Below are 19,151 nucleotides of genomic sequence, written 5' to 3' on the forward strand. Positions count from 1 at the left end.
AAAGTTAGGCCCGCTTAGGCTGCGAGTCCAGAACAGCAAGTCCAGAACAGGGAGCAACGCATGCCGATCGGCACCGAATTGACGGCTCGTCTGGGCATCGCGCATCCGATCCTGCTGGCGCCGATGGCGATGATCACGGGAAGCCGGCTGGTGATGGCGGTGAGCGACGCGGGCGGCCTCGGCATTCTGGGCGGCGGCTATGGAGATCGGGCCTGGCTCGAGGCGGAGACTGCGGTGCTCAGGGGATATCACCGCCCATTCGGGATCGGTTTCATCACCTGGAGCCTCGCCAGGCAGCCCGAGCTGATCGATATCGCACTGGAGGCGCGGCCGCGCGCGGTGATGCTGTCATTCGGCGATCCCGCGCCGTTCGCGGCCAAGATCAAGGCTGCGGGCGCGCTCCTGATCTGCCAGGTGCAGAGTGAGGACATGGCGCAGCAAGCGCTCGATTGCGGCGCCGACATCCTGATTGCGCAGGGCACGGAGGCGGGCGGTCACGGCGCCTCGCGCACCACGCTGGACATCGTGCCTGCGATCATCGATTTCGCGACAGGGCGCGTCCCTGTCGTCGCAGCCGGCGGCATCGCTGATGGCCGCGGCCTCGCGGCGATGATGATGCTCGGCGCATCCGGCGTGCTGATGGGAACGCGGTTCTATGCCAGCGTCGAAGCCGACGCGCCCGAGCAGGCGAAGCAGCTGATCCGGGCGGCGAAGAGCGGCGAGACGGTGCGCGGCGTGGTGTTCGACTGGTCGCGCAAGCTGATGTGGCCGGCGCCGTTCACCGCGCGCTCGCTCTCCAACGATCATCTGCGGCGCTGGAGCGGCCGCGAGATCGAGCTGATGCAGCGCGCGGACGAGATCGCGGTGGAATACGCCGCCGCGAGGGCCGCGGCCAATTTCGACGTTGCCGCGGTGTTTGCCGGCGAGTCCGTCGGGCTGATCCATGATATCGTTCCCGCGGCCGAGATCGTCGGCCGTATCGTCGCCGAGGCCGAGCAGTCGTTGCAGGGCCGGCGCAATTCTCTTTCCTCTTTGTCCTGAACAAGCGCGAGACAGACCATGTGGCCGGACCGTCGATTGATCGATCGTTTCAAGACCGAATTCCCGATCGTGCTGGCGCCGATGGCCGGCGTGATGGATGCGGAGCTCGTGATTGCGGTGGCGCAGGGCGGCGGGCTCGGCTCGCTGCCATGTGCGATGCTCTCGGCCGAAAAGGCGCGTGAGCAGGTCAACATCATCCGCCAGCGCGTGTCCGCGCCGGTCAACCTCAACTTCTTCTGCCACAAGGCGGTCGACGCCGATCCGGCGCGCGAGGCGCAATGGCGGCAGCGGCTGGGGCCGTACTATCGCGAACATGGCCTTGATCCGGATGCGCCGATCAATGCGGCGAACCGCGCGCCGTTCGACGCGGCGTTCTGCGCAGTGGTCGAGGAGCTGAAGCCCGAGGTCGTCAGCTTCCATTTCGGCCTGCCGGAGCCGAAGCTGTTGCAGCGGGTGAAACAAGCGGCCGCCATCGTGATGTCGTCGGCGACCACCGTGAAGGAGGCGATCTGGCTCGAGGAGAACGGTGCCGACGTCATCATCGCGCAAGGCGCCGACGCCGGCGGCCATCGCGCCATGTTCCTGACCGATGATATCGCCGAGCAGCCCGGCACGTTCTCGCTGCTGCCGCAGGTGGTCGATGCGGTGAAGGTGCCGGTCGTCGCGGCCGGCGGCATCGCGGACGGACGCGGGATCGCGGCGGCCTTTGCGCTCGGCGCATCCGGTGTGCAGATCGGCACCGCATTCCTGCGCTGCCCGGAATCCAAGGTCAGCGCGGCGGGCCGCGTGGCGCTGGCGCAGGCGAGCGATGAATCGACCGTCATCACCAATGTGATGACCGGCCGCCCGGCGCGCGGTGTCGCCAACCGCGTGATGCGCGAGGTCGGCCCGATCTCACCAGACGCGCCGGCGTTCCCGCACGCGGCGACCGCCCTCGGGCCGCTGAAGGCGGCTGCCGAAAAACAGGGCAAGGTCGATTTCACCAATCTCTGGGCCGGGCAGGCGGTGCGGATGGGCAAGGAAATGCCGGCCGCCGAGCTGACCCGCGCGCTGGCGGGAGCCGCGCTGGCGCGGATGGGCAAGATGGCGGGCTGATTTCACCTCAATCTGCGCAATTTCGGTGTATGCCCCGGACTGCCGCCTCCGATATCCGGGTATCGAGAGACGGCAGTTCAATTGGCGCAGGAGCACCACGGCATGATCACCTGTTATCTGCGATACGAAGTCCGCGCGGACAAGCTCGCCGAATTCGAGGCTTATGGTGCGATGTGGCTGGAGTTGGTGCCGCGGTTTGGCGGCACTCATCACGGCTATTTCTTGCCGTCCGAGGGGGCAAGCGACGTCGCGTTGGCGATTTTCAGCTTTCCGAGCCTTGCGGCCTACGAACAGTATCGCAAGGACTCAGCGCTCGATCCGGACGTTCAGAAGGCGATCGCCTTCGCGAGGGAGACGCGCTGCTTCGTCCGCTACGAACGGTCGTTTTTTCGGCCCTTGCTGCCGAAGCCGGCCTAGCCGACCGTGGCAGGCCGGATCGCTCCGTCTCAGGCCTGACGCGCGGGCTCGCTCCGGCTGATCCCCAGATGCTCGGTCGCGAGCCTGCGATAATGCGCGGCCATTTCCTTGTAATGCTGCCGGGAGATCGGATCCGCGGCGCTCTCGGCGCGGCGCTCGAACATCTCGGCCTTTTCCTGCAGGGCTTTTGCCTGGGACATGGCCATCGCTCGCCTCGCTCAGACCAGACAGGCGACGTAAAGGATCGCGATCCCCAGCACCGTGCCGATCGACCACAGGGCAGGATCCCAGCCCTCCGGGCGGGGGCGGTTTTCCAGCGTTTGCATGACGCACTCCGAACTTTTCTATTTGGAGGGAGTAGGCGCCCCGAATGTTTCGGCACCACTTCGTGGCAGCCGCAAAGTGGTTTCGTTGCAGGCTTTTGCTGCCCGAATGCGCGCCGGAATGTCTCGCCCGGGTGCCCGGCAGGGGGCCGAAGCCCCGGGGCTGAGGGATTCGCGCGGTTGCGGCGCAAAACCGGCCTCTGCTATACGGCGGGCTGACCTTTCAGCCCCGAGGCCCTATATAATGTCCGTCGACGCCACGACCGTCCGCCGCATCGCGCATCTGGCGCGGATTGCGGTCAGCGACGCCGAAGTTCCCCATCTCCAGGGCGAGCTGAACGCGATGCTGGCCTTTGTCGAGCAGCTGTCGGAGGTGAATGTCGACGGCGTCGAGCCGATGACCTCGGTGACGCCGATGGAGATGAAGAAGCGCGCCGACGTGGTCAATGACGGCGAGATCGCCGACGACATCGTCCGCAATGCGCCCGATACGACCAACCACTTCTTCCTGGTGCCGAAGGTGGTCGAGTAGTTCTCTGTTCTGGGACGATGGCGATGTGTCTGCTCTGCGACGATGAGAAGGCCTACAAGGCCTATATGGACTTCCTCGATGCGATGGAGCGCAAGGGGAAGGTCGCCGATCCCAATGCGGCGATGGACGCGGTGCTCGACCATCTCGAGGCGCTCGATGCCGCCCGCGCCAGGGAAAATGCCCAGAGAAATATGAACCCCCGGCAGGACGATCCCGCCAACGACAAGACCCTGTCTCCGTTCTTCTGCAGCCCGATCAATAAATGACCGATTTGACATCGCTGACGATCGCCGAGGCCCGCGAGGGCCTGGCGAGCAAGTCTTTCACCGCCGTTGAGCTGACCGATGCGCATCTCGCCGCCATCGAAGGCGCGCGCGTGCTCAATGCCTATGTGCTCGAGACGCCGGACCGCGCCCGCGACATGGCCAAGGCCGCCGACGAGAAAATTGCAAAGGGCGAGGGCGGGCCGCTGGCCGGCATTCCGCTCGGCATCAAGGATCTGTTCGCGACCCGCGACATCCGAACCACGGCATGCTCGAAGATCCTCGGCAACTTCATTCCGCCCTACGAGTCGACGGTGACCTCGCAGCTCTGGCGCGACGGCGCGGTGCTGCTCGGCAAGCTCAACAATGACGAGTTCGCGATGGGCTCGTCGAACGAGACCTCGTGCTTCGGCCCGGTCACCAACCCGTGGCGGCGCGAAGGCTCCAACACCACGCTGGTGCCGGGCGGCTCGTCCGGCGGCTCGGCTTCGGCCGTGGCGGCACTGCTCTGCATGGGCGCGACCGCGACCGACACCGGCGGCTCGATCCGCCAGCCCGCGGCGTTCACCGCGACCGTGGGCATCAAGCCGACCTACGGCCGCTGCTCGCGCTGGGGCATCGTGGCGTTCGCATCCTCGCTCGACCAGGCCGGCCCGATCGCGCGCACGACGCGGGATGCTGCGATCCTGATGCGCTCGATGGCCGGTCACGATCCCAAGGACACCACGTCGGTCGACATCGCCGTGCCGGATTACGAGGCCGCGATCGGCAAGTCCGTGAAGGGTATGAAGATCGGCATCCCCAGGGAGTATCGCCTCGACGGCATGCCGGCCGAGATCGAAAAACTCTGGAGCGAGGGCGCGCAATGGCTGAAGGCCGCGGGCGCCGAGCTCGTCGAGGTGTCGCTGCCGCACACCAAATACGCGCTGCCGGCCTATTACATCGTGGCGCCGGCGGAGGCCTCGTCGAACCTCGCGCGCTATGACGGCGTGCGCTACGGGCTGCGCGAGCCGGCCAAGAACATCATCGAGATGTACGAGAACTCCCGCGCCGACGGCTTCGGCGACGAGGTGCGCCGCCGCGTCTTGATCGGCACCTACGTGCTCTCGGCGGGTTATTACGATGCCTACTATCTGCGTGCGCAGAAGGTGCGGACGCTGATCAAGAAGGACTTCGAGGACTGCTTCGCCAAGGGCGTGCATGCGATCCTGACGCCGGCGACGCCGTCGGCGGCGTTCGGTATCGGCGAGAAGGGCGGCGCCGATCCGGTCGAGATGTATCTCAACGACATCTTCACGGTGACCGTGAACATGGCGGGCCTGCCGGGCATTGCCGTGCCCGCGGGCAAGGACACGCAAGGCCTGCCGCTCGGCCTGCAACTGATCGGCCGTCCGTTCGACGAGGAGACGCTGTTCTCGCTCGGCGAGGTGATCGAGCAGGCGGCGGGCCGGTTCGCGGCGCCCAAATGGTGGTGAGCGATGGCGGATTTCCGCGCCAGTCTCGCTGACGCTACGCCCGATGCGGCGCTGTCGCCGCCGCTCGCTGCATTGTGGTGGGCGAAGAAGGGAGATTGGGACCAGGCGCACAAGATCGTGCAGGACGAGAGCGACGCCAATTCGGCCTGGGTGCATGCCTATCTGCATCGCGTCGAGGGCGATCTCGGCAACGCCGGCTACTGGTATCGCCGGGCCGGCCAACCCGTCGCGAACGACACAGTTGAGGCCGAGTGGGAACGGATTGTTTCCGCGCTCCTGACCTCGTGATCGAGAGAGCACCGGTGCCAAGGCACCGCGAGCATTAACCCTGTTTCGGCCGCCATGCCGCCGCCCAGATTGGCCGTGATAGGCTGGTGGAACCGGGCGGGGGCCAGCGGCAAAGAGAGTATTCGTGCGTGGGTCGGGCATAGGGGGATGGCTGTCAGCATTGCTGGTGGCTGCGGTGGCGGTGGGCCTTGCCGGCTGCGCAACCGTCTACAATCTCCCGGGCAATGTGCCGCTCGGCGCCGCGGCTGCCGACACCAACGGTGTCAGCGATATTCCGGCTTACGAAGATGACCTGCTGCTTGCGCTGTCGTTCTCCGGCGGCGGCACGCGCGCCGCGGCGTTTTCGTTCGGCGTGCTGGAAGAGCTCGACCGGGTGCGCTCCAGTGCCGCCGGCACCAAGACGCTGCTCGACCGCGTCGACTTTGTCTCCGGCGTCTCCGGCGGATCGGTCACCGCGGCCTATTTCGGATTGAAGCGGCGCGCGGCGCTCGACGATTTCCGCGAGCGTTTCCTGCTGCGCAACGCCGAGGAGGGACTGAAGACCAGGATCTCGCTCGGCAATATCGGGCGCGCGCTGGGCGGCGGCGTCAACGACAGCCAGTTCACCGATTGGCTCGATCAAAACCTGTTCGACGGCGCGCGGTTCGAGGCATTGCCGGACGACCGCCGGCCGCGGGTGTGGATCAACGCGTCAGACATCTATAACCGCACGCCGTTCGTGTTCGGCAAGACGTCGTTCGATGCGCTGTGCAGCGACATCCGCTCCTATCGTGTCGCCGAAGCGGTGGCGGCGTCCGCCGCGGTGCCGCTGGCCTTCGCCCCGATCGTGTTGCAAACCTATCCGGGCGGCTGCGCCGCGCCGCTGCCGTCCTGGCTCGATCGGGTGCGCAACGATCCGAACGCGCAGCCGCTGCTGCGCTCCTATGCCGAAGCCCAGGCGCGCTACCGCGACGGCTCGATGCGCTACGTCAAGCTGCTCGATGGCGGCCTCGTTGATAACTACGGCCTGTCGGGGCTGAGCATCGGACTGCTTGCCGCGCAACGCCCTTATGAGCCGCTGAGCGAACGGCAGGCGGCCAAGCTCAGGCGCATCCTGTTCCTGGTGGTCGATGCCGGCCGCGGCATCTCCGGCGACTTCGTGCAGACGCTCGAAGGGCCGAGTGGTGTCGAGCTGGTGTCCGCGGCCGCCGACACCGCGATCGATGCCAGCGTGCGCTCGAGCTACGCCGCCTTCACGGCGCTCGCCAGCGACTGGTCCGGCAAGTTGAAGCACTGGCGCTGCGGCCTGTCGGCGGCGGATCGCACCAGGCTCGGCGTCGGCGCCGGCTGGAAGTGCGGCGACGTCGCGATCTATGTCGAGCGGCTCGGCTTCGACCGGCTCGGACCGGAGCGCGCCGGCATCCTGAACGCCATCCCGACGCGGCTTTCGCTGCCGGCCGAGCAGGTCGACCAGCTGATCACGGGCGGCGCGGACGCGCTGCGCTCAAGCAAGGCCTATCAGCAGTTCCGGCGCGGGCTCTGATCTCTGCCCCAATGCGCCGGTACGGGCTGCAAGGGGATTGCAAGGCGGCTTGACTGGCGCGATCGGTTGCGCGAAGCCCAATCCATCCCAGATATCACTTTATCCGGAAACCGAGATCCATGACCGCATCCGCTGCCCCTCACAAACTGATCAAGAGCGCCACCGGCGATTGGGAGGTCGTGATCGGCATGGAGGTCCATGCCCAGGTCACCTCGAACGCGAAGCTCTTCTCGGGCGCGTCGACCGCGTTCGGCGGCGAGCCCAACTCCCATGTCTCGCTGGTCGATGCCGCGATGCCGGGCATGCTGCCTGTGATCAACGAGGAGTGCGTCCGCCAGGCGGTGCGCACCGGTCTCGGGCTGAATGCGCAGGTCAACCTGCGCTCGGTGTTCGACCGCAAGAACTATTTCTATCCGGACTCGCCGCAGGGCTACCAGATCAGCCAGTACAAGTCGCCGATCGTCGGCGAGGGCGAGGTGGTGCTCGAGCTCGATGGCGGCCGCAGCGTCACGATCGGGATCGAGCGGCTGCATCTGGAACAGGACGCCGGCAAGTTGCTGCACGATCAGTCGCCGACGATGTCCTTTGTCGACCTCAACCGCTGCGGCGTCGCGCTGATGGAGATCGTCTCCAAGCCCGACATCCGCGATGCCGAGCAGGCCAAGGCTTATGTGACCAAGCTGCGCTCGATCCTGCGCTACCTCGGCACCTGCGACGGCGACATGGAGAAGGGCAGCCTGCGCGCCGACGTCAACGTCTCGGTGCGCCGTTACGGCGAGACCGCGTACGGCACCCGCTGCGAAATCAAGAACATGAACTCGATCAACTTCATCGGGCAGGCGATCGAATACGAGGCGCGGCGCCAGATCGAGATCATCGAGGACGGCGGCTCGATCGACCAGGAAACCCGGCTGTTCGACCCGAACAAGGGCGAGACGCGCTCGATGCGCTCCAAGGAAGAGGCGCACGACTACCGTTACTTCCCCGATCCCGATCTGCTGCCGCTCGAATTCAGCCAGGCCTTCGTCGACGAACTCAAGGCGCAGCTGCCGGAACTGCCGGACGAGAAGAAGTCCCGTTTTATTACGGGCTTCGGCCTGTCGCCCTATGATGCGAGCGTGCTGGTCGCCGAGCGCGAGAGCGCGGAGTTCTACGAGACGGTGCTCGCGCGTCTCGCCGACAAGGCGCGTGACGGCAAGCTCGCCGCCAACTGGGTGATCAACGAGCTGTTCGGCCGTCTCAACAAGGAAGGCGTCGCGATCGTAGCCTCGCCGGTGTCGGCGGAGCAACTCGCCGCGATCGTCGATCTGATCGGTGAGGGAGCGATTTCCGGCAAGATCGCCAAGGACTTGTTTGAGATCGTCTGGCGGGAGGGTGGCGATCCGCGCGCGCTCGTCGAGGTGCGCGGCATGAAGCAGGTCACCGACCTCGGCGCGATCGAGAAGGTGGTCGACGACATCATCGTGGCCAATCCCGACAAGGTCGAGCAGGCGAAGGCGAAGCCCGCAGCCCTTCAATGGTTCGTCGGTCAGGTGATGAAGTCGTCGGGCGGCAAGGCGAACCCGAAGGCGGTCAACGAGCTCTTGAAGTCCAAGCTCGGCGTCTAAACGAACAGGACAATGGTGTTGTCCTTGGCGCATGATCCAGTCCGATCATGCTCTCGCGCCGTCGCCATCGGCGTCGTCGCGCGCACGTGAACGCGGCGTGATCTTGCCTCACACCCTCCCTCGACGGTCGCGCTGACGCCTTCCGCGCCGAATCGGCGAAGCTGCGATTCGTTCGCGAATCCGGTCCCGGTGACCTCAAACGAGGCAAAAGCGGTCTTACCCACGAAAATTTTTTCGTTGCCAAAAATTACGACTCGGCGTTCGTGACGCGCCGCTTTTCGTCACGGCTTGCGACTCAACGCAATGACGATCGCCCGTCGATCGTTCGAATGCGAATTCAAGAAATGCCTGCAATACAGGCGTTTCCTGCAACGTTGACAAATGCCGATGTCGGCCGTTGCTGCATTTCTTGCATCGTCGCGTGAACGCAATGCCGATTTGATCGGCGCCGCGCGCTGTGCGCACTGCCACCGCTGCGTCAACACTTCCTTAAGCGGGACACTGTTTTTTTCGGTCTGTTGGTGTATTCGGGAAGTAGTGCATATCGATTCCCGAGTGCACGCAGCGAGAGCCATCTCACATACTGGAGGGCAACATGGCTAAGAAGGCAAAGAAGGCGAAGAAGGCGAAGAAGGCGAAGAGCGCAGTGAAGAAGACTGCGAAGAAGACCCGCAAGGTCGCCAAGAAGAAGTAAGCCTCTCGCCTTGAGAGGATTGCCGGCGGCTTGATGCCGGCACGTCGCGAGAGCCAGCGGACGGACTGCTGAGAGGCACATCCCGCCCAAGGCTCTGGCTGACGAAAGAGGGTGTCGGCGAGACATCAGGTCAAACGGCTGGATCGAATTTCGGAGAGGGCAACCTTCCCAAAAGCGGTCCGGCAGAAGAAACAGAGATTTCTTCGTTCGGTGCGGGGCCGGCTTGGTTCCGCAATTTCACCGGCGACAATGCCGAGCTGAAATCTGGTCCTGACGTGTTCGCCGACCCCCTCGTTCCGGCGGCCCGCGCAGTCCGCGCCCGGCAGTCACTTTCCACATTCCATTTTCTGGATCGACATCGGGCCTCGCGGCCTCGCTTTCTTTTGCGCGCGCAACCGTACCCCGGCTCCGTGAACCGTCCGCCGGACCTGCCAGCCCGCCGTCAACTCATCGATTGATCACATGCGCCGGCGGCCGGGACCGGGCCGGCGCCCGCGGCCATTGCCCGCGATGGTTATCGTTGTCCGAAACACCAGGGTAAACCGGCGTTCACGAATACCCGGAAATGCCTGCGGCACAGGCGCTTCTGCGATTTCGGGGAACGTGCCGGGCGGGCCCGATTTACATCCCGTTCATCGCGATACTTAAACCGCTCTTCAAATTTGATGGGCCATGATCATCCCAACAAGCCGGCAGACGGCACGCGGTGATCCAAAGGTTCAGCGCGGGGCATGATCCCAAGGATCAGCCCGGGAATGACAGGGTAGCTTAACAGTGGACGGGGGCCGCGCTCGGGGGAGGGCGGCCAACAACAAGAAGGGGAATGACGACAATGTTTCAGGGGGTCATCGATCAGGAAAGCGCCATCCCGGTTGCTGCGACTGCAATCCAGGACGTGCTGTTCGAGCGCGGCCTGTATTGGGCGAGCGGCCGCTCCGGCGTGGTCAACCTCGTCGCTGCGCACAAATGGTTCAACCTGGCGGCGCTCAAGGGACGTACCGACGCGATCGCGCACCGCCGCGAAGTCGCCGAGCAGATGTCCGACGTCGAGATCGCTGCCGCCCAGCGCGAAGCCCGCGCCTGGATGACGACGCACTAAGTTTTCGTTTTGACGCGTTTTCTTCACGCGAACCGGTAGTCCACGGCGCTCGAAAACGCACAGCTCAAGCTGGGAGCCTCGGCTCCCTCACTCCATCTAGAACCAGTAGCGCGCCGCGTAGATCACGGTCATCAATCCGCCGGCAGCGATGACGAACTGCCGGACGATGCGAGCCGGCAGGATCCGGATCAGGTGGCCTCCTGTATAGCCGCCGATCATGGCGCCGAGCAGCATCACAGAGGTCTCCGGCCACCGCACCGCTCCCTGCACGATGAAGATCAGTGTGGCGGCGAGCGACACGCAGGTCGCCAGCAGATTCTTCAATGCCTTGACCGCCCTGATGTCGTTGGGTTCCGTGATCGACAGCACCGCGGTCAGGATGACGCCGAGCCCGGCACCGAAGAACCCTCCATAAACACACGCCAACCCAAGCACGGCACTGCTCGCACCGATCGAGGGCAGAGCCGCTGCCTTCTGGTGTCCGACGGTCCATCCCTGGATCTGTGGCGCGAAGGCAAACAGCAGCGTGGCGAATGCGATCAGGGCCGGCACCGGCAGGACGAACAGCCGCTCGGGAAGCAGCAAAAGGACGCCGGCACCGGCCGCGCCTGCGACCGTGGAGACGGCGACGAAGGTGATCGCGCGCCGCGTCGGTGGCGGGAGCTTGCCGCGATCGGCGAGGGCTGCGATCAAATGCCCCGGTGAGATCGCCACCGCATTCGACGCATTGGCGATGACGGCGGGCAAGCCTGCGGCGAGCATCGCCGGAAAGGTGATGAGCGTCGCACCGCCCGCCAATGCGTTGATGACGCCTCCCACGCCACCGGCCGTGAGCAGCAGAAGACTTGTTCCGGTATCCATCCTTCACCCCTCTTGCAGGGTGAGCAGGCTAGCGGGCAGAGCGCCGTCCGGTCTGGAACGTCTGTGACGCCGCTTCAATCGCGCCAGTAGACGCCCGGTGTCGTGCCGAAGGTGCGGCGGAACAGGCGGGTGAGGTGGCTCTGGTCGGAGAAGCCCGCATCCGCCGCAACGGCTGCGATAGGCTCGCCGGCGCGCAGCAACTTCCGGGCAAGATTGAGCCGGGCGAGCAGGCGGAAGGTATGCGGCGCGACGCCGAGCTCGCGCCTCACCATGCGGCTGAACCCTTCGCGGCTTCGCCCAAAGCTGGCGGCAATCGCGCCGATCGGCTCGACGCTCTTCGTCAAGGCCGAGCCGAGATTCGCCCTGTCGATGCACCCGGCCGGGCGGGACGGCTCGCGCGACAGGATGTCGTTGGCGATCTCGCCGATGTGCGCGGGCGATATCTCGTCGATGCTCCGCCAGCGGTCCCCGACATTGATGATCCGGAGCGACGAGCAGGCGCGGCTGGCCGGAACATAGGCATTCAGGCAAACCGTCTCCCCGCCCGGTGTTGCCATCGGAGCGTGCAGCATTCCCGCCGGGATCAGCGCGGCATGGCCAGCAGGCACCGTGACGGTCGCGCCGTCGATGCGAAAGGCGCGTGATCCCGACAGCACCAGCACGATCTGGCTCTCGTCATGGAAGTGCGGTCTGAGGCTGAGCGAGCCGGCACCGCGCCACGACGCCAGCTCGACGATGTCGTCGTTGGCGGCGCGCCGGTAGTTCCAGGCATTGGTCATGGCGAACCGGGTGATCACAGAGGTCTCGAACCGATGGGTGGGTGATCCCCGAACGTAGCATGGGGGTCACCGACCGTCATGGGACGTCACCGCTGCGCGACTGAAGCCATCGGCGAGGCCGTTCGCATCGTCGCGACGGCGATGAGGGCTGCGACGAGGTTCGCGGCCGCGCTGATTGCCACCGGGATGAAGTAGCTGTGGCTGACGTCGAACGCGAAGCCGGCAGCGCTCGGGCCCAGCAGCGTGCCAACAGCGACGCTAGTGTAGAGGATGCCGATGATGCCGCCGACATTGCGGCCGCCGAAATGGTCGGTGACGACAGCAGGCAGGATCGCCACCCAGCCGCCATAGAACACGCCGAACAGCAGCGCGAAGACCGTGAGCGACCAGAAGCTGCCGGCGATCGCCCAGATCGCCAGCGAGACGGCCATGCCGAGATACATCGCGATCAGGAATGCATCGCGGCCGACCCGGTCGGCGATGCCGCCGAGGAAGAACCGGCCGGCGGTGCTGCCGACGCCGATCATCCCGAGCAGCAGCACGGCGAGCGTCGGCGCTACCTGATGGTCGACGGCAAAGGGCACTAGGTGCACGAAGGGCACGAATACCCCGAACGCGCTGATCAGGCAGGCCGCATAGAGCCCGGCGAAGCGGGCGGTCTTGACCGCGCCGGGGATCGAGACGCCCTGGCTGAGCGGCGCGCCTGAAGCCGCTTCGAGCGGATCGCCATCCGGTCCGGTACCATGGCGGCGCGGATCGTCGGTGATCAGGAGCGATGCTCCGATCCCGGCGACGGCAGCGACAACGCCCAACACGACGTAAGCATCGCGCCAGCCGAGGCCCGTGATCAGCCATGTTGCCAGCGGCGGCATCACCAGTGTCCCGACCCCGATCCCGCTGACGGCGAGGCCTGACGCAAAGCCGCGCCGGCGGATGAACCAGCGCTGCACGGCGCCCAAGGTCGGAACGTAGGCGCAGCCGACGCCGGCACCGATGCCGATGCTGTAGGCGGCATAGACCTGGAGGATGGTCTGCGCCTGTCCCGCCAGCACCATGCCGAGACCGACCAACGCCATTCCAAGGCCAGCGAGCCTGCGTGCCCCCCAGCGGTCGGCAAGCGGGCCGGAGACGATGCCGAGGCCGAAATACAGGAAGCCCGCGAACGAGAACACCAGCGAGACCGAGCCGCGCGAGGCGCCGAACTCCCGCTGCAACGACTCGACAAAGGACGAGAACGTGTAGGCGCTGCCGAAGCCGACGAACGTCACGACGAAAGCTGCTGCGATGACATACCAGCCATGGAACGGCTTTGCTCTCTGATAACCGGCGTGCATGACGGCGTTCCTCATGATCGTTCTCCCCGTGGTGCGCGGCCGCCGGCGTTGGCCGTCGGATAGAGCAGCATCTGCGTGCAGCGAAACAGCGCGATGGCCTTGTCGGTCGCTTCGCTCCGGATCTCGGCATCCCACACCTGGGTCGTGCGCCCGGCATGAACGAGGCGCGCCTCGCAGCTGACGCCGCCTTCGCGCGCGGCGCCGATGAAGTTCGTCTTCAACTCGCCGGTCGCGAAGCCGATCGCGCCGTCCGGCAGGGAGGCGAGGCAGCCGAAGCCGCACGCGGTATCCGCCAGCGCGACGATGCTTGCGCCGTGCAAGAGCCCGTGCGGCGAGAAGTGCTTCGCGGCAATCTCGAAGCGGCCGCGGATGAGGCCGCGTTCGGCTTCGAGCCATTGAAGGTCCAGCAGGCCGGGCAGGCTGCCGGGTTGCGACGCGTCGATGCGTTGGATGGTATCGCTGCCTGCACCGATCCCGTGCAGGGCGAGTTTGTTTGGGACCTCGGTCATGTCCTGTCCTGGCTCCATCAGGGAACCGGGAGCCGCTGTCGCGAGCCGTACCAAAAGATTAGAAAAACTAACTTTGTTGGCCCGGATTTCTCTGCGTTGACGCGGCTCTCAGCGTTACGATAGGCTAATTGAGCGCTCGGAAGGCCCCCGTTGGCAAACCAGATTTGCTGCGCGATTGAGATTAGAAAATCTAAATTATGGAGAGCCGGCTTCCACCCCTGAACGCGCTCAAGGCGTTCGAGTCCGCCGCCCGCCATCTCTCGGTGAAGCTCGCGGCCGAGGAGCTGTGCGTGACTCCGGGCGCGGTCAGCCAGATGCTCAAGACGCTGGAAGCCCATCTCGGCGTCAAGCTGTTCGAGCGGGTGCCGCGCGGCATCTATCTCACCGACGCCGGGCGCGACTATCTGCCGTCGATCCGCAATGCGTTTCGCCAGATCGCGGAGGCCTCGCGCCGCGTCGCTGCGTCAGTCGATGTCGGTACGCTGACGGTGAGCGTCACGCCGTTCTTTGCATCGGCCTGGCTGGTGCCGCGCATGGCGTCGTTTCAGGGCGCGCATCCCGAGATCGATCTCCAGATCGTCACCAGCAACACGCTGGTCGATTTCTCGCGCAGCGGCATCGACGTCGCGGTGCGCCACGGCCTCGGCCGCTATCCGGGGCTGCGCAGCGATCGCGTCGTCACGGTCGAGATGGTGGCGGTTGCGTCTCCATCGCTGGTTGCGCGTCTCGGGCGGCCGGCATCTCCAACCGATCTTGCGGGCTGGCCGCAGGTGCATGATGCCGATCGCAAAGGGTGGAGCCTGTGGTTTCAGACCAACGGCATCGCGGAGGTGCGCACGCCGCGCGGCCCTTCGTTCGACGACAGCGGTCTCCTCCTGAAAGCCGTGCTGACCGGGCAGGGCGCAGGCCTGCTGCCGGCGGCGATGGTCGCAAACGAGATCGAGAGCGGCGAGCTGATCCAGCTGCTCGAGACCGCGCATCTGGAGGAGTTCGCCTACTATCTCGTCTGCCCCGACAACCGGCAGGGGCTCCCGAAGATCGCGGCGTTCAGGGAATGGATATTGGGGCCGGTGGCCCAGTCGGCACTTGGGGACCACTAGCTATCTCGCCGCCGCGGCACCCTACCGATAGAACGCGTTCGGCGGCACGCCAAAATGCTTGCGGAACATCGCGGTGAAGGCGCTCTGGCTGGCATAGCCGGCATCGAGCGCGACATCGACCACCCGCGCGCCGCGCGCGAGGCGTTCCAGCGCGAACAGCAGGCGGGCCTGCTGACGCCACTCGCCGAACGACATACCGGTTTCGCGCGAGAACAGACGATGGATCGTCTTCGAGGTCAGCTTCAGCCGGCGCGCCCATTGCTCCGCCGTGGAGGCGTCGTCCGGGCGGGCCACCAGCGCCGCGCAGATCCGCGCGAGCCTTTCGTCGCGCGGCATCGGCAGATGCAGCGGCAGCACATCGATTTCGCGCAGCTGGTCGAGCAGCACGCGCATCAGGCGCTCGTCGGACGTCGCAGGCGCATAGTCCAGCGGCACCCCCATCGCGGCGACGAACAATTCGCGCAGCAGTGGCGAGACCGTGAACACGCAGCTGGTCTGCGGCAGATTGGGGGCCGCGTTGCTGTCCACGAACACGGTGCGGATCTTGACCGCGCCGCACATCCGGACCTCGTGCGCGAGACCGGCCACCAGCCACACCGCGCGATTGGGCGGCACCACCCAGGTGCCCTCGGCGCAGCGCACGATCATCACGCCTGCGATCGCATAGAGCAGCTGGCCGCGCGGATGCGCATGCAGGCCGGTCGATGTGCCGCTCGGATAGTCGATCTCCATCGCCGCCATCGGCCGCGCCGTGGCGTGATAATCGAGGTGCCGTGTGATCAGCTCGTCCAACACGTCTTCATCTCGCATGTCCCAATCTCGCTAGGCGAGGTCATTCTAGCGTGAGACGGACTTCGGCGCGACAGGTAGTTGCTGGTGTGTCCTTCACCGATGCGCTGCCAGGTCATGCTCAGGAAGAATGCTGCACTTCTCTATCCCTTCGTTGCCATCGTGCTGTGGGCCGGCAACGTCATTGTCTCGCGTCTCTCGGCCCACACGATCGGTCCGCAGGCGATCACCTTCTATCGCCTGTTGGTTGCGGTGCTCCTGATGTCTCCGTTCGTGGCACGCGCCGCCTGGCGCAATCGCCGCGCGATCTGGCCGCATCTCGGGCCGCTCGCGATCCTCGGCTTCCTTGCGATGTGCCTGTTCCAGAGCCTGTCATATCTCGCCGCCGAGACCACGACGGCGACCAACATGGCCGTGTTCACCGCGCTGACGCCGCTACTCACGGTCGCGCTCAGCGCCGCGCTGCTCGGCGAGCGGCCGACGCTTGGCATGGTCTGCGGCGCGCCGCTGTCGTTTGCCGGCCTCGTCTATCTCGTCAGCGGCGGCGAACTGTCGTCGCTGTTGCAGAACGGCGTGCATGCGGGCGACGCACTGATGCTGCTCGCCGCGATCGTCTATGCGCTGTACGGCGTGCTCCTGAAGCGCTGGAATCTGCCGATCACCGGATGGCAATCGACCTACATGCAGGCGCTGTGCGCGCTGGCCGTGATGTTTCCCGCGTTCCTCGCGACGCCGGCGCCGTTGCGGCAGGTCAACGCGGAGACCTGGCCGTTGATCGTCTATGCCGGCGGGCTGGCCTCGGTGGTGTTGCCGTTCCTCTGGATCCGCGGGGTCGCGCAGCTTGGCCCGAACCGCTGCGCGATCTTCATGAACCTGTTGCCGGTGCTGACGGCCGCGGCCGCAATCGCGATGCTGGGCGAGCCGGTCAGGACGTTTCACGTCATCGGCGGCGGCCTCGCGCTGCTCGGCGTCGCCTGCGCGCAGGCCCTTCCGCGGCCGCTGCTGCGAGCGCAGCCTGAGCATGTGACCTATCGTCAAAGCGATGTCTGATCTGTTTCCCGCCGGGCTAACTGCCTGTCTGGAGTCCAACGGCCGTGTTCTATTCGGCCTTCTACGACAGGGTTCTCATCGCGAACTACGTTGGCGGGGACATTGTCGTCGCCCAGCTTGAGCGTACGCCGTCCGGCGGGCGGGCTCACACTGCGTGATAACGCGCAGGCTCTAGATCGGCGATCTCGCGGTTTTGATCACATGTGAAAGGCCGGGGCAGAATAGAACGCCGCGGTCGGCGGTCACTTGTTCGGTGAAACGGAGTGATCGCGATGCGTGTTGCCTTGGTCTTGACGTTGCCTCTTGTGTTCCTGTGGAGTGCGGTTGCCGACGCGGCAACAGCGCATCACCGTCGCGTGCGACAGCACCTCATCATCCGTCCGAGCGAAGAGGTGGTCGTGCCTGGCGGGTACAGATATCCCGGCTTCGGGCCGATCCCGCCAAGCGAGAACCGAAATCTCGATCCATCCACGCGTGGTAGCGGCTGACGCCGGTCAGCGCCGCAGCTCCATCACGTTGATCACGCTGCCTGCCGAACGGACGGCAGGCGGCAGTGCTTCGGGGCGTAGTCAGGAGGCAGGGGCGTGCTTCTCGCGGGCCCCTTTGCTTGGCAGGGACGGAGAGATGCCTTTTCATCGAACAGAAGGTTGGTCGAAGGATCGCGCTATGCCCCGTCGGTAACCAACTTGTGCTGAGATCGCTCAGTGACACGCTTTTCGAGCATGGCGATGGTTCCCTTGAGATTGTCGTACCGCTCATTGAGCGACCTTGCCAGGGTCGGATACCTTGCGTCCGATCGGTCATAGATTCCCGCGCGCGCTTCTTCGGTCGCGATGTCGGCTTCGATCTGCTGGCAGGCCAGGACAAGATCGGACAGCATCTTCGCAACCGTCGACTCTCGTCCCGTGCTTGCGCGAGCTGTCTCAAAACGATGATGCATGTTCATGTGCGTGCTCCGAATGTCCGAGTTCGGTACGCCGCGAACAGCTGGCGCCGAACTATTCACGGATACATCGCAAGTCGCCTGCCAGGAGCGGGTCCGTAAGAATACGGTCGGGGCGTAAGTCTGATGGGTCCTGCTATTCTCGGCGCCAAGCCGGAATGCAAGCGCTGAGCGTGACGCGCTTGTAGTCTCGAGCGGCGTTCTGATCTCCGGATTCGTCCGCAAACCTGACCGCTGCCTCCATGTCCTGAGAGGCAGACGCGCTGTCGCAGAACAGGCTGTGAATTTCAGCCCGGTATCGATATGCCCTGTAGTTCATCGGGTTGTACTGAAGCGCCAGGGTGTAGTTGCCTTGCTCCTCAGTGGCGCCTCGGCGCGCTTCATCCGATCGACTGTCGATGTTGGCCAGGCGATTGAGCGCCTGGAGTGTTCCGAGCTCCGTGTAACGTTGAGACATCGCGCCGAAACTTGCAGGAAGTGCGTCGGCCGAAGAAGCAGGCTGCTTCGCCGCGCTCTGTGCGCGTTCAATTTCGATCTTCTTGTATTTGATGGCGTTGTCGTAGTCCCGCAGGCTTTGGAAGGTGCTCGATATTTCGCTGTTGATCGGCGCAATATAGGCAGTCGACAGCCGCCGATCGCTCAGCAGGTTGAGGCATGCCTGTATCTTTGCCTGCGCGGGCAAGACATCGCGACATTCCTTGTCAACCACACGACGCGCGTCCCGCGAATGCACTGTTGGCGGCGTCTGAGCAGCAGGCAGGACAATCGCCAGTGCGAAGCAGAGCGCTAACCTGAGACCGCGACTCGGGCCATCCATCTTATTTCTTCGCCTTCAGCCCGATCTCGACCAGCCGGCGGATACTTCGTGCGGGCTTCATGATTGTTTGATGCCAAATAATCAAGCCGAGGGGAAGCTGCGACTTCTACCTCGGCTCTAACCCTCATCCGGCTCCGTGGCTCCGCCAGCCGCCACGATCACCTCAATCCTCAAGGCTCGTTTATCGATCGCGTAGCCGCTGACGCATTTCATTGATGGGCTCAAAAGTGAGGCCGTTCGTGACTGGGATCGACCGAACGGCCTCAGCCGGCCCACAGGACCAAAATGGAAGAATGCGGCCGGCTGTCCAGCTACGGTGTCGCCGGATAGATGGTTTCGCCAGTTGCGGCATTGCGTCGACATCGTTCGGTCGACGAGGGGACCGGTTGCCCTCGCGAACGTGCCGTCGCCGCCTACGCAACGCCGGGCTCAGGGCAACGTTCCCTGAACGACGAGGCCGCTTGCTATGAGCGCGCGGGATCGGTTTGGCGACAGGTCGTCAAGACAAACGCTGCCTTGCTGCATTGCCAATCGCTCCCAAGCGCAGCGCTCGAGACGGGCCGCGGGGCGGCAGCGATCGCCAGCACGACTACTATGCAAGCCAGCGAAGTTG

20 protein-coding genes are annotated in these 19,151 nt (G+C 65.1%); 12 read left to right on the forward strand and 8 right to left on the reverse strand.

The annotated features are described in order from the left end of the window. Positions 1-60 precede the first annotated feature (60 nt). The 3 genes from AC066Y_RS03950 to AC066Y_RS03960 all read left to right on the forward strand — a co-directional run bounded on the left by AC066Y_RS03950 (position 61) and on the right by AC066Y_RS03960 (position 2,553). On the forward strand, positions 61-1,041 hold the full coding sequence (locus tag AC066Y_RS03950) for an NAD(P)H-dependent flavin oxidoreductase (RefSeq protein WP_478272751.1): 981 nt from the start codon (positions 61-63) through the stop codon (positions 1,039-1,041). Positions 1,042-1,059: 18 nt separating this feature from the next. Then, positions 1,060-2,136, forward strand: coding sequence for an NAD(P)H-dependent flavin oxidoreductase (locus AC066Y_RS03955; protein ID WP_478272752.1), 1,077 nt, complete (start codon positions 1,060-1,062; stop codon positions 2,134-2,136). Between the two features lie 102 nt (positions 2,137-2,238). Continuing rightward, positions 2,239-2,553, forward strand: coding sequence for an NIPSNAP family protein (locus tag AC066Y_RS03960; RefSeq protein ID WP_097673410.1), 315 nt, complete (start codon positions 2,239-2,241; stop codon positions 2,551-2,553). 29 nt (positions 2,554-2,582) lie between these two features. Here AC066Y_RS03960 and AC066Y_RS03965 read toward each other — a convergent pair whose 3' ends face one another. Next, positions 2,583-2,753 (reverse strand): hypothetical protein, encoded by a 171-nt coding sequence (locus AC066Y_RS03965; RefSeq protein WP_478272753.1) that lies wholly within the window; start codon positions 2,751-2,753, stop codon positions 2,583-2,585. Between the two features lie 367 nt (positions 2,754-3,120). Between AC066Y_RS03965 and gatC the strand changes: the two genes are divergently transcribed. The 7 genes from gatC (at position 3,121) to AC066Y_RS04000 (ending at position 10,356) form a co-directional block, all read left to right on the forward strand. Beyond that, positions 3,121-3,408, forward strand: coding sequence for an Asp-tRNA(Asn)/Glu-tRNA(Gln) amidotransferase subunit GatC (gatC, locus tag AC066Y_RS03970; protein WP_207829947.1), 288 nt, complete (start codon positions 3,121-3,123; stop codon positions 3,406-3,408). 23 nt (positions 3,409-3,431) lie between these two features. After that, positions 3,432-3,674: a hypothetical protein gene (locus AC066Y_RS03975; protein ID WP_207829945.1), complete on the forward strand. Its 243-nt coding sequence runs from the start codon at positions 3,432-3,434 to the stop codon at positions 3,672-3,674. Further along, positions 3,671-5,146 carry an Asp-tRNA(Asn)/Glu-tRNA(Gln) amidotransferase subunit GatA gene (gene gatA / locus AC066Y_RS03980; protein WP_478272754.1) on the forward strand — a complete coding sequence of 492 codons (1,476 nt, stop codon included), beginning with the start codon at positions 3,671-3,673 and terminating at the stop codon, positions 5,144-5,146. The genes AC066Y_RS03975 and gatA overlap by 4 nt, the downstream gene beginning before the upstream one ends. 3 nt (positions 5,147-5,149) lie before the next feature. Beyond that, positions 5,150-5,434, forward strand: coding sequence for a hypothetical protein (locus AC066Y_RS03985; RefSeq protein WP_478272755.1), 285 nt, complete (start codon positions 5,150-5,152; stop codon positions 5,432-5,434). 160 nt (positions 5,435-5,594) lie between these two features. Then, positions 5,595-6,956: a patatin-like phospholipase family protein gene (locus AC066Y_RS03990; RefSeq protein ID WP_342729192.1), complete on the forward strand. Its 1,362-nt coding sequence runs from the start codon at positions 5,595-5,597 to the stop codon at positions 6,954-6,956. Between the two features lie 119 nt (positions 6,957-7,075). Beyond that, complete coding sequence (gene gatB, locus AC066Y_RS03995; protein ID WP_478272756.1) at positions 7,076-8,563, forward strand: Asp-tRNA(Asn)/Glu-tRNA(Gln) amidotransferase subunit GatB; 1,488 nt, start codon at positions 7,076-7,078, stop codon at positions 8,561-8,563. A gap of 1,526 nt (positions 8,564-10,089) precedes the next feature. Beyond that, positions 10,090-10,356, forward strand: a complete 267-nt coding sequence (locus AC066Y_RS04000) for a hypothetical protein (RefSeq protein ID WP_478272987.1) — start codon at positions 10,090-10,092, stop codon at positions 10,354-10,356. Between the two features lie 96 nt (positions 10,357-10,452). Here the strand turns inward: AC066Y_RS04000 and AC066Y_RS04005 are convergent, their stop codons facing one another. The 4 genes from AC066Y_RS04005 to AC066Y_RS04020 all read right to left on the reverse strand — a co-directional run bounded on the left by AC066Y_RS04005 (position 10,453) and on the right by AC066Y_RS04020 (position 13,839). After that, a complete protein-coding gene (locus AC066Y_RS04005; RefSeq protein ID WP_478272757.1) occupies positions 10,453-11,217 on the reverse strand; it encodes a sulfite exporter TauE/SafE family protein in 765 nt (254 codons plus the stop codon). Positions 11,218-11,291: 74 nt separating this feature from the next. Further along, positions 11,292-12,014: an AraC family transcriptional regulator gene (locus AC066Y_RS04010; protein WP_478272758.1), complete on the reverse strand. Its 723-nt coding sequence runs from the start codon at positions 12,012-12,014 to the stop codon at positions 11,292-11,294. 68 nt (positions 12,015-12,082) lie between these two features. Beyond that, positions 12,083-13,345, reverse strand: a complete 1,263-nt coding sequence (locus AC066Y_RS04015) for an MFS transporter (RefSeq protein ID WP_478272759.1) — start codon at positions 13,343-13,345, stop codon at positions 12,083-12,085. Then, entirely contained in the window at positions 13,342-13,839 is a 498-nt protein-coding gene (locus tag AC066Y_RS04020) for a PaaI family thioesterase (protein WP_478272760.1), read from the reverse strand. Before AC066Y_RS04020 ends, AC066Y_RS04015 begins: the two co-directional genes overlap by 4 nt. 197 nt (positions 13,840-14,036) lie before the next feature. Here AC066Y_RS04020 and gcvA point away from each other — a divergent pair, with 197 nt between their 5' ends. Beyond that, on the forward strand, positions 14,037-14,939 hold the full coding sequence (gene gcvA, locus AC066Y_RS04025; protein WP_478272761.1) for a transcriptional regulator GcvA: 903 nt from the start codon (positions 14,037-14,039) through the stop codon (positions 14,937-14,939). A 21-nt stretch (positions 14,940-14,960) separates the two neighbouring features. Here gcvA and AC066Y_RS04030 read toward each other — a convergent pair whose 3' ends face one another. Then, the gene (locus AC066Y_RS04030) at positions 14,961-15,749 is read right to left on the reverse strand and encodes an AraC family transcriptional regulator (RefSeq protein ID WP_478272762.1); all 789 of its coding nucleotides are present in this window, start codon (positions 15,747-15,749) and stop codon (positions 14,961-14,963) included. A gap of 96 nt (positions 15,750-15,845) precedes the next feature. Between AC066Y_RS04030 and AC066Y_RS04035 the strand changes: the two genes are divergently transcribed. Further along, entirely contained in the window at positions 15,846-16,778 is a 933-nt protein-coding gene (locus tag AC066Y_RS04035; protein WP_478272763.1) for a DMT family transporter, read from the forward strand. A 664-nt stretch (positions 16,779-17,442) separates the two neighbouring features. Here AC066Y_RS04035 and AC066Y_RS04040 read toward each other — a convergent pair. Continuing rightward, the gene (locus tag AC066Y_RS04040) at positions 17,443-17,724 is read right to left on the reverse strand and encodes a hypothetical protein (protein WP_478272764.1); all 282 of its coding nucleotides are present in this window, start codon (positions 17,722-17,724) and stop codon (positions 17,443-17,445) included. Positions 17,725-17,857: 133 nt separating this feature from the next. Further along, positions 17,858-18,430 carry a hypothetical protein gene (locus AC066Y_RS04045; RefSeq protein ID WP_478272765.1) on the reverse strand — a complete coding sequence of 191 codons (573 nt, stop codon included), beginning with the start codon at positions 18,428-18,430 and terminating at the stop codon, positions 17,858-17,860. Between the last annotated feature and the right edge of the window lie 721 nt (positions 18,431-19,151).

The sequence above is a fragment of the Bradyrhizobium sp. USDA3010 genome (assembly GCF_056429065.1).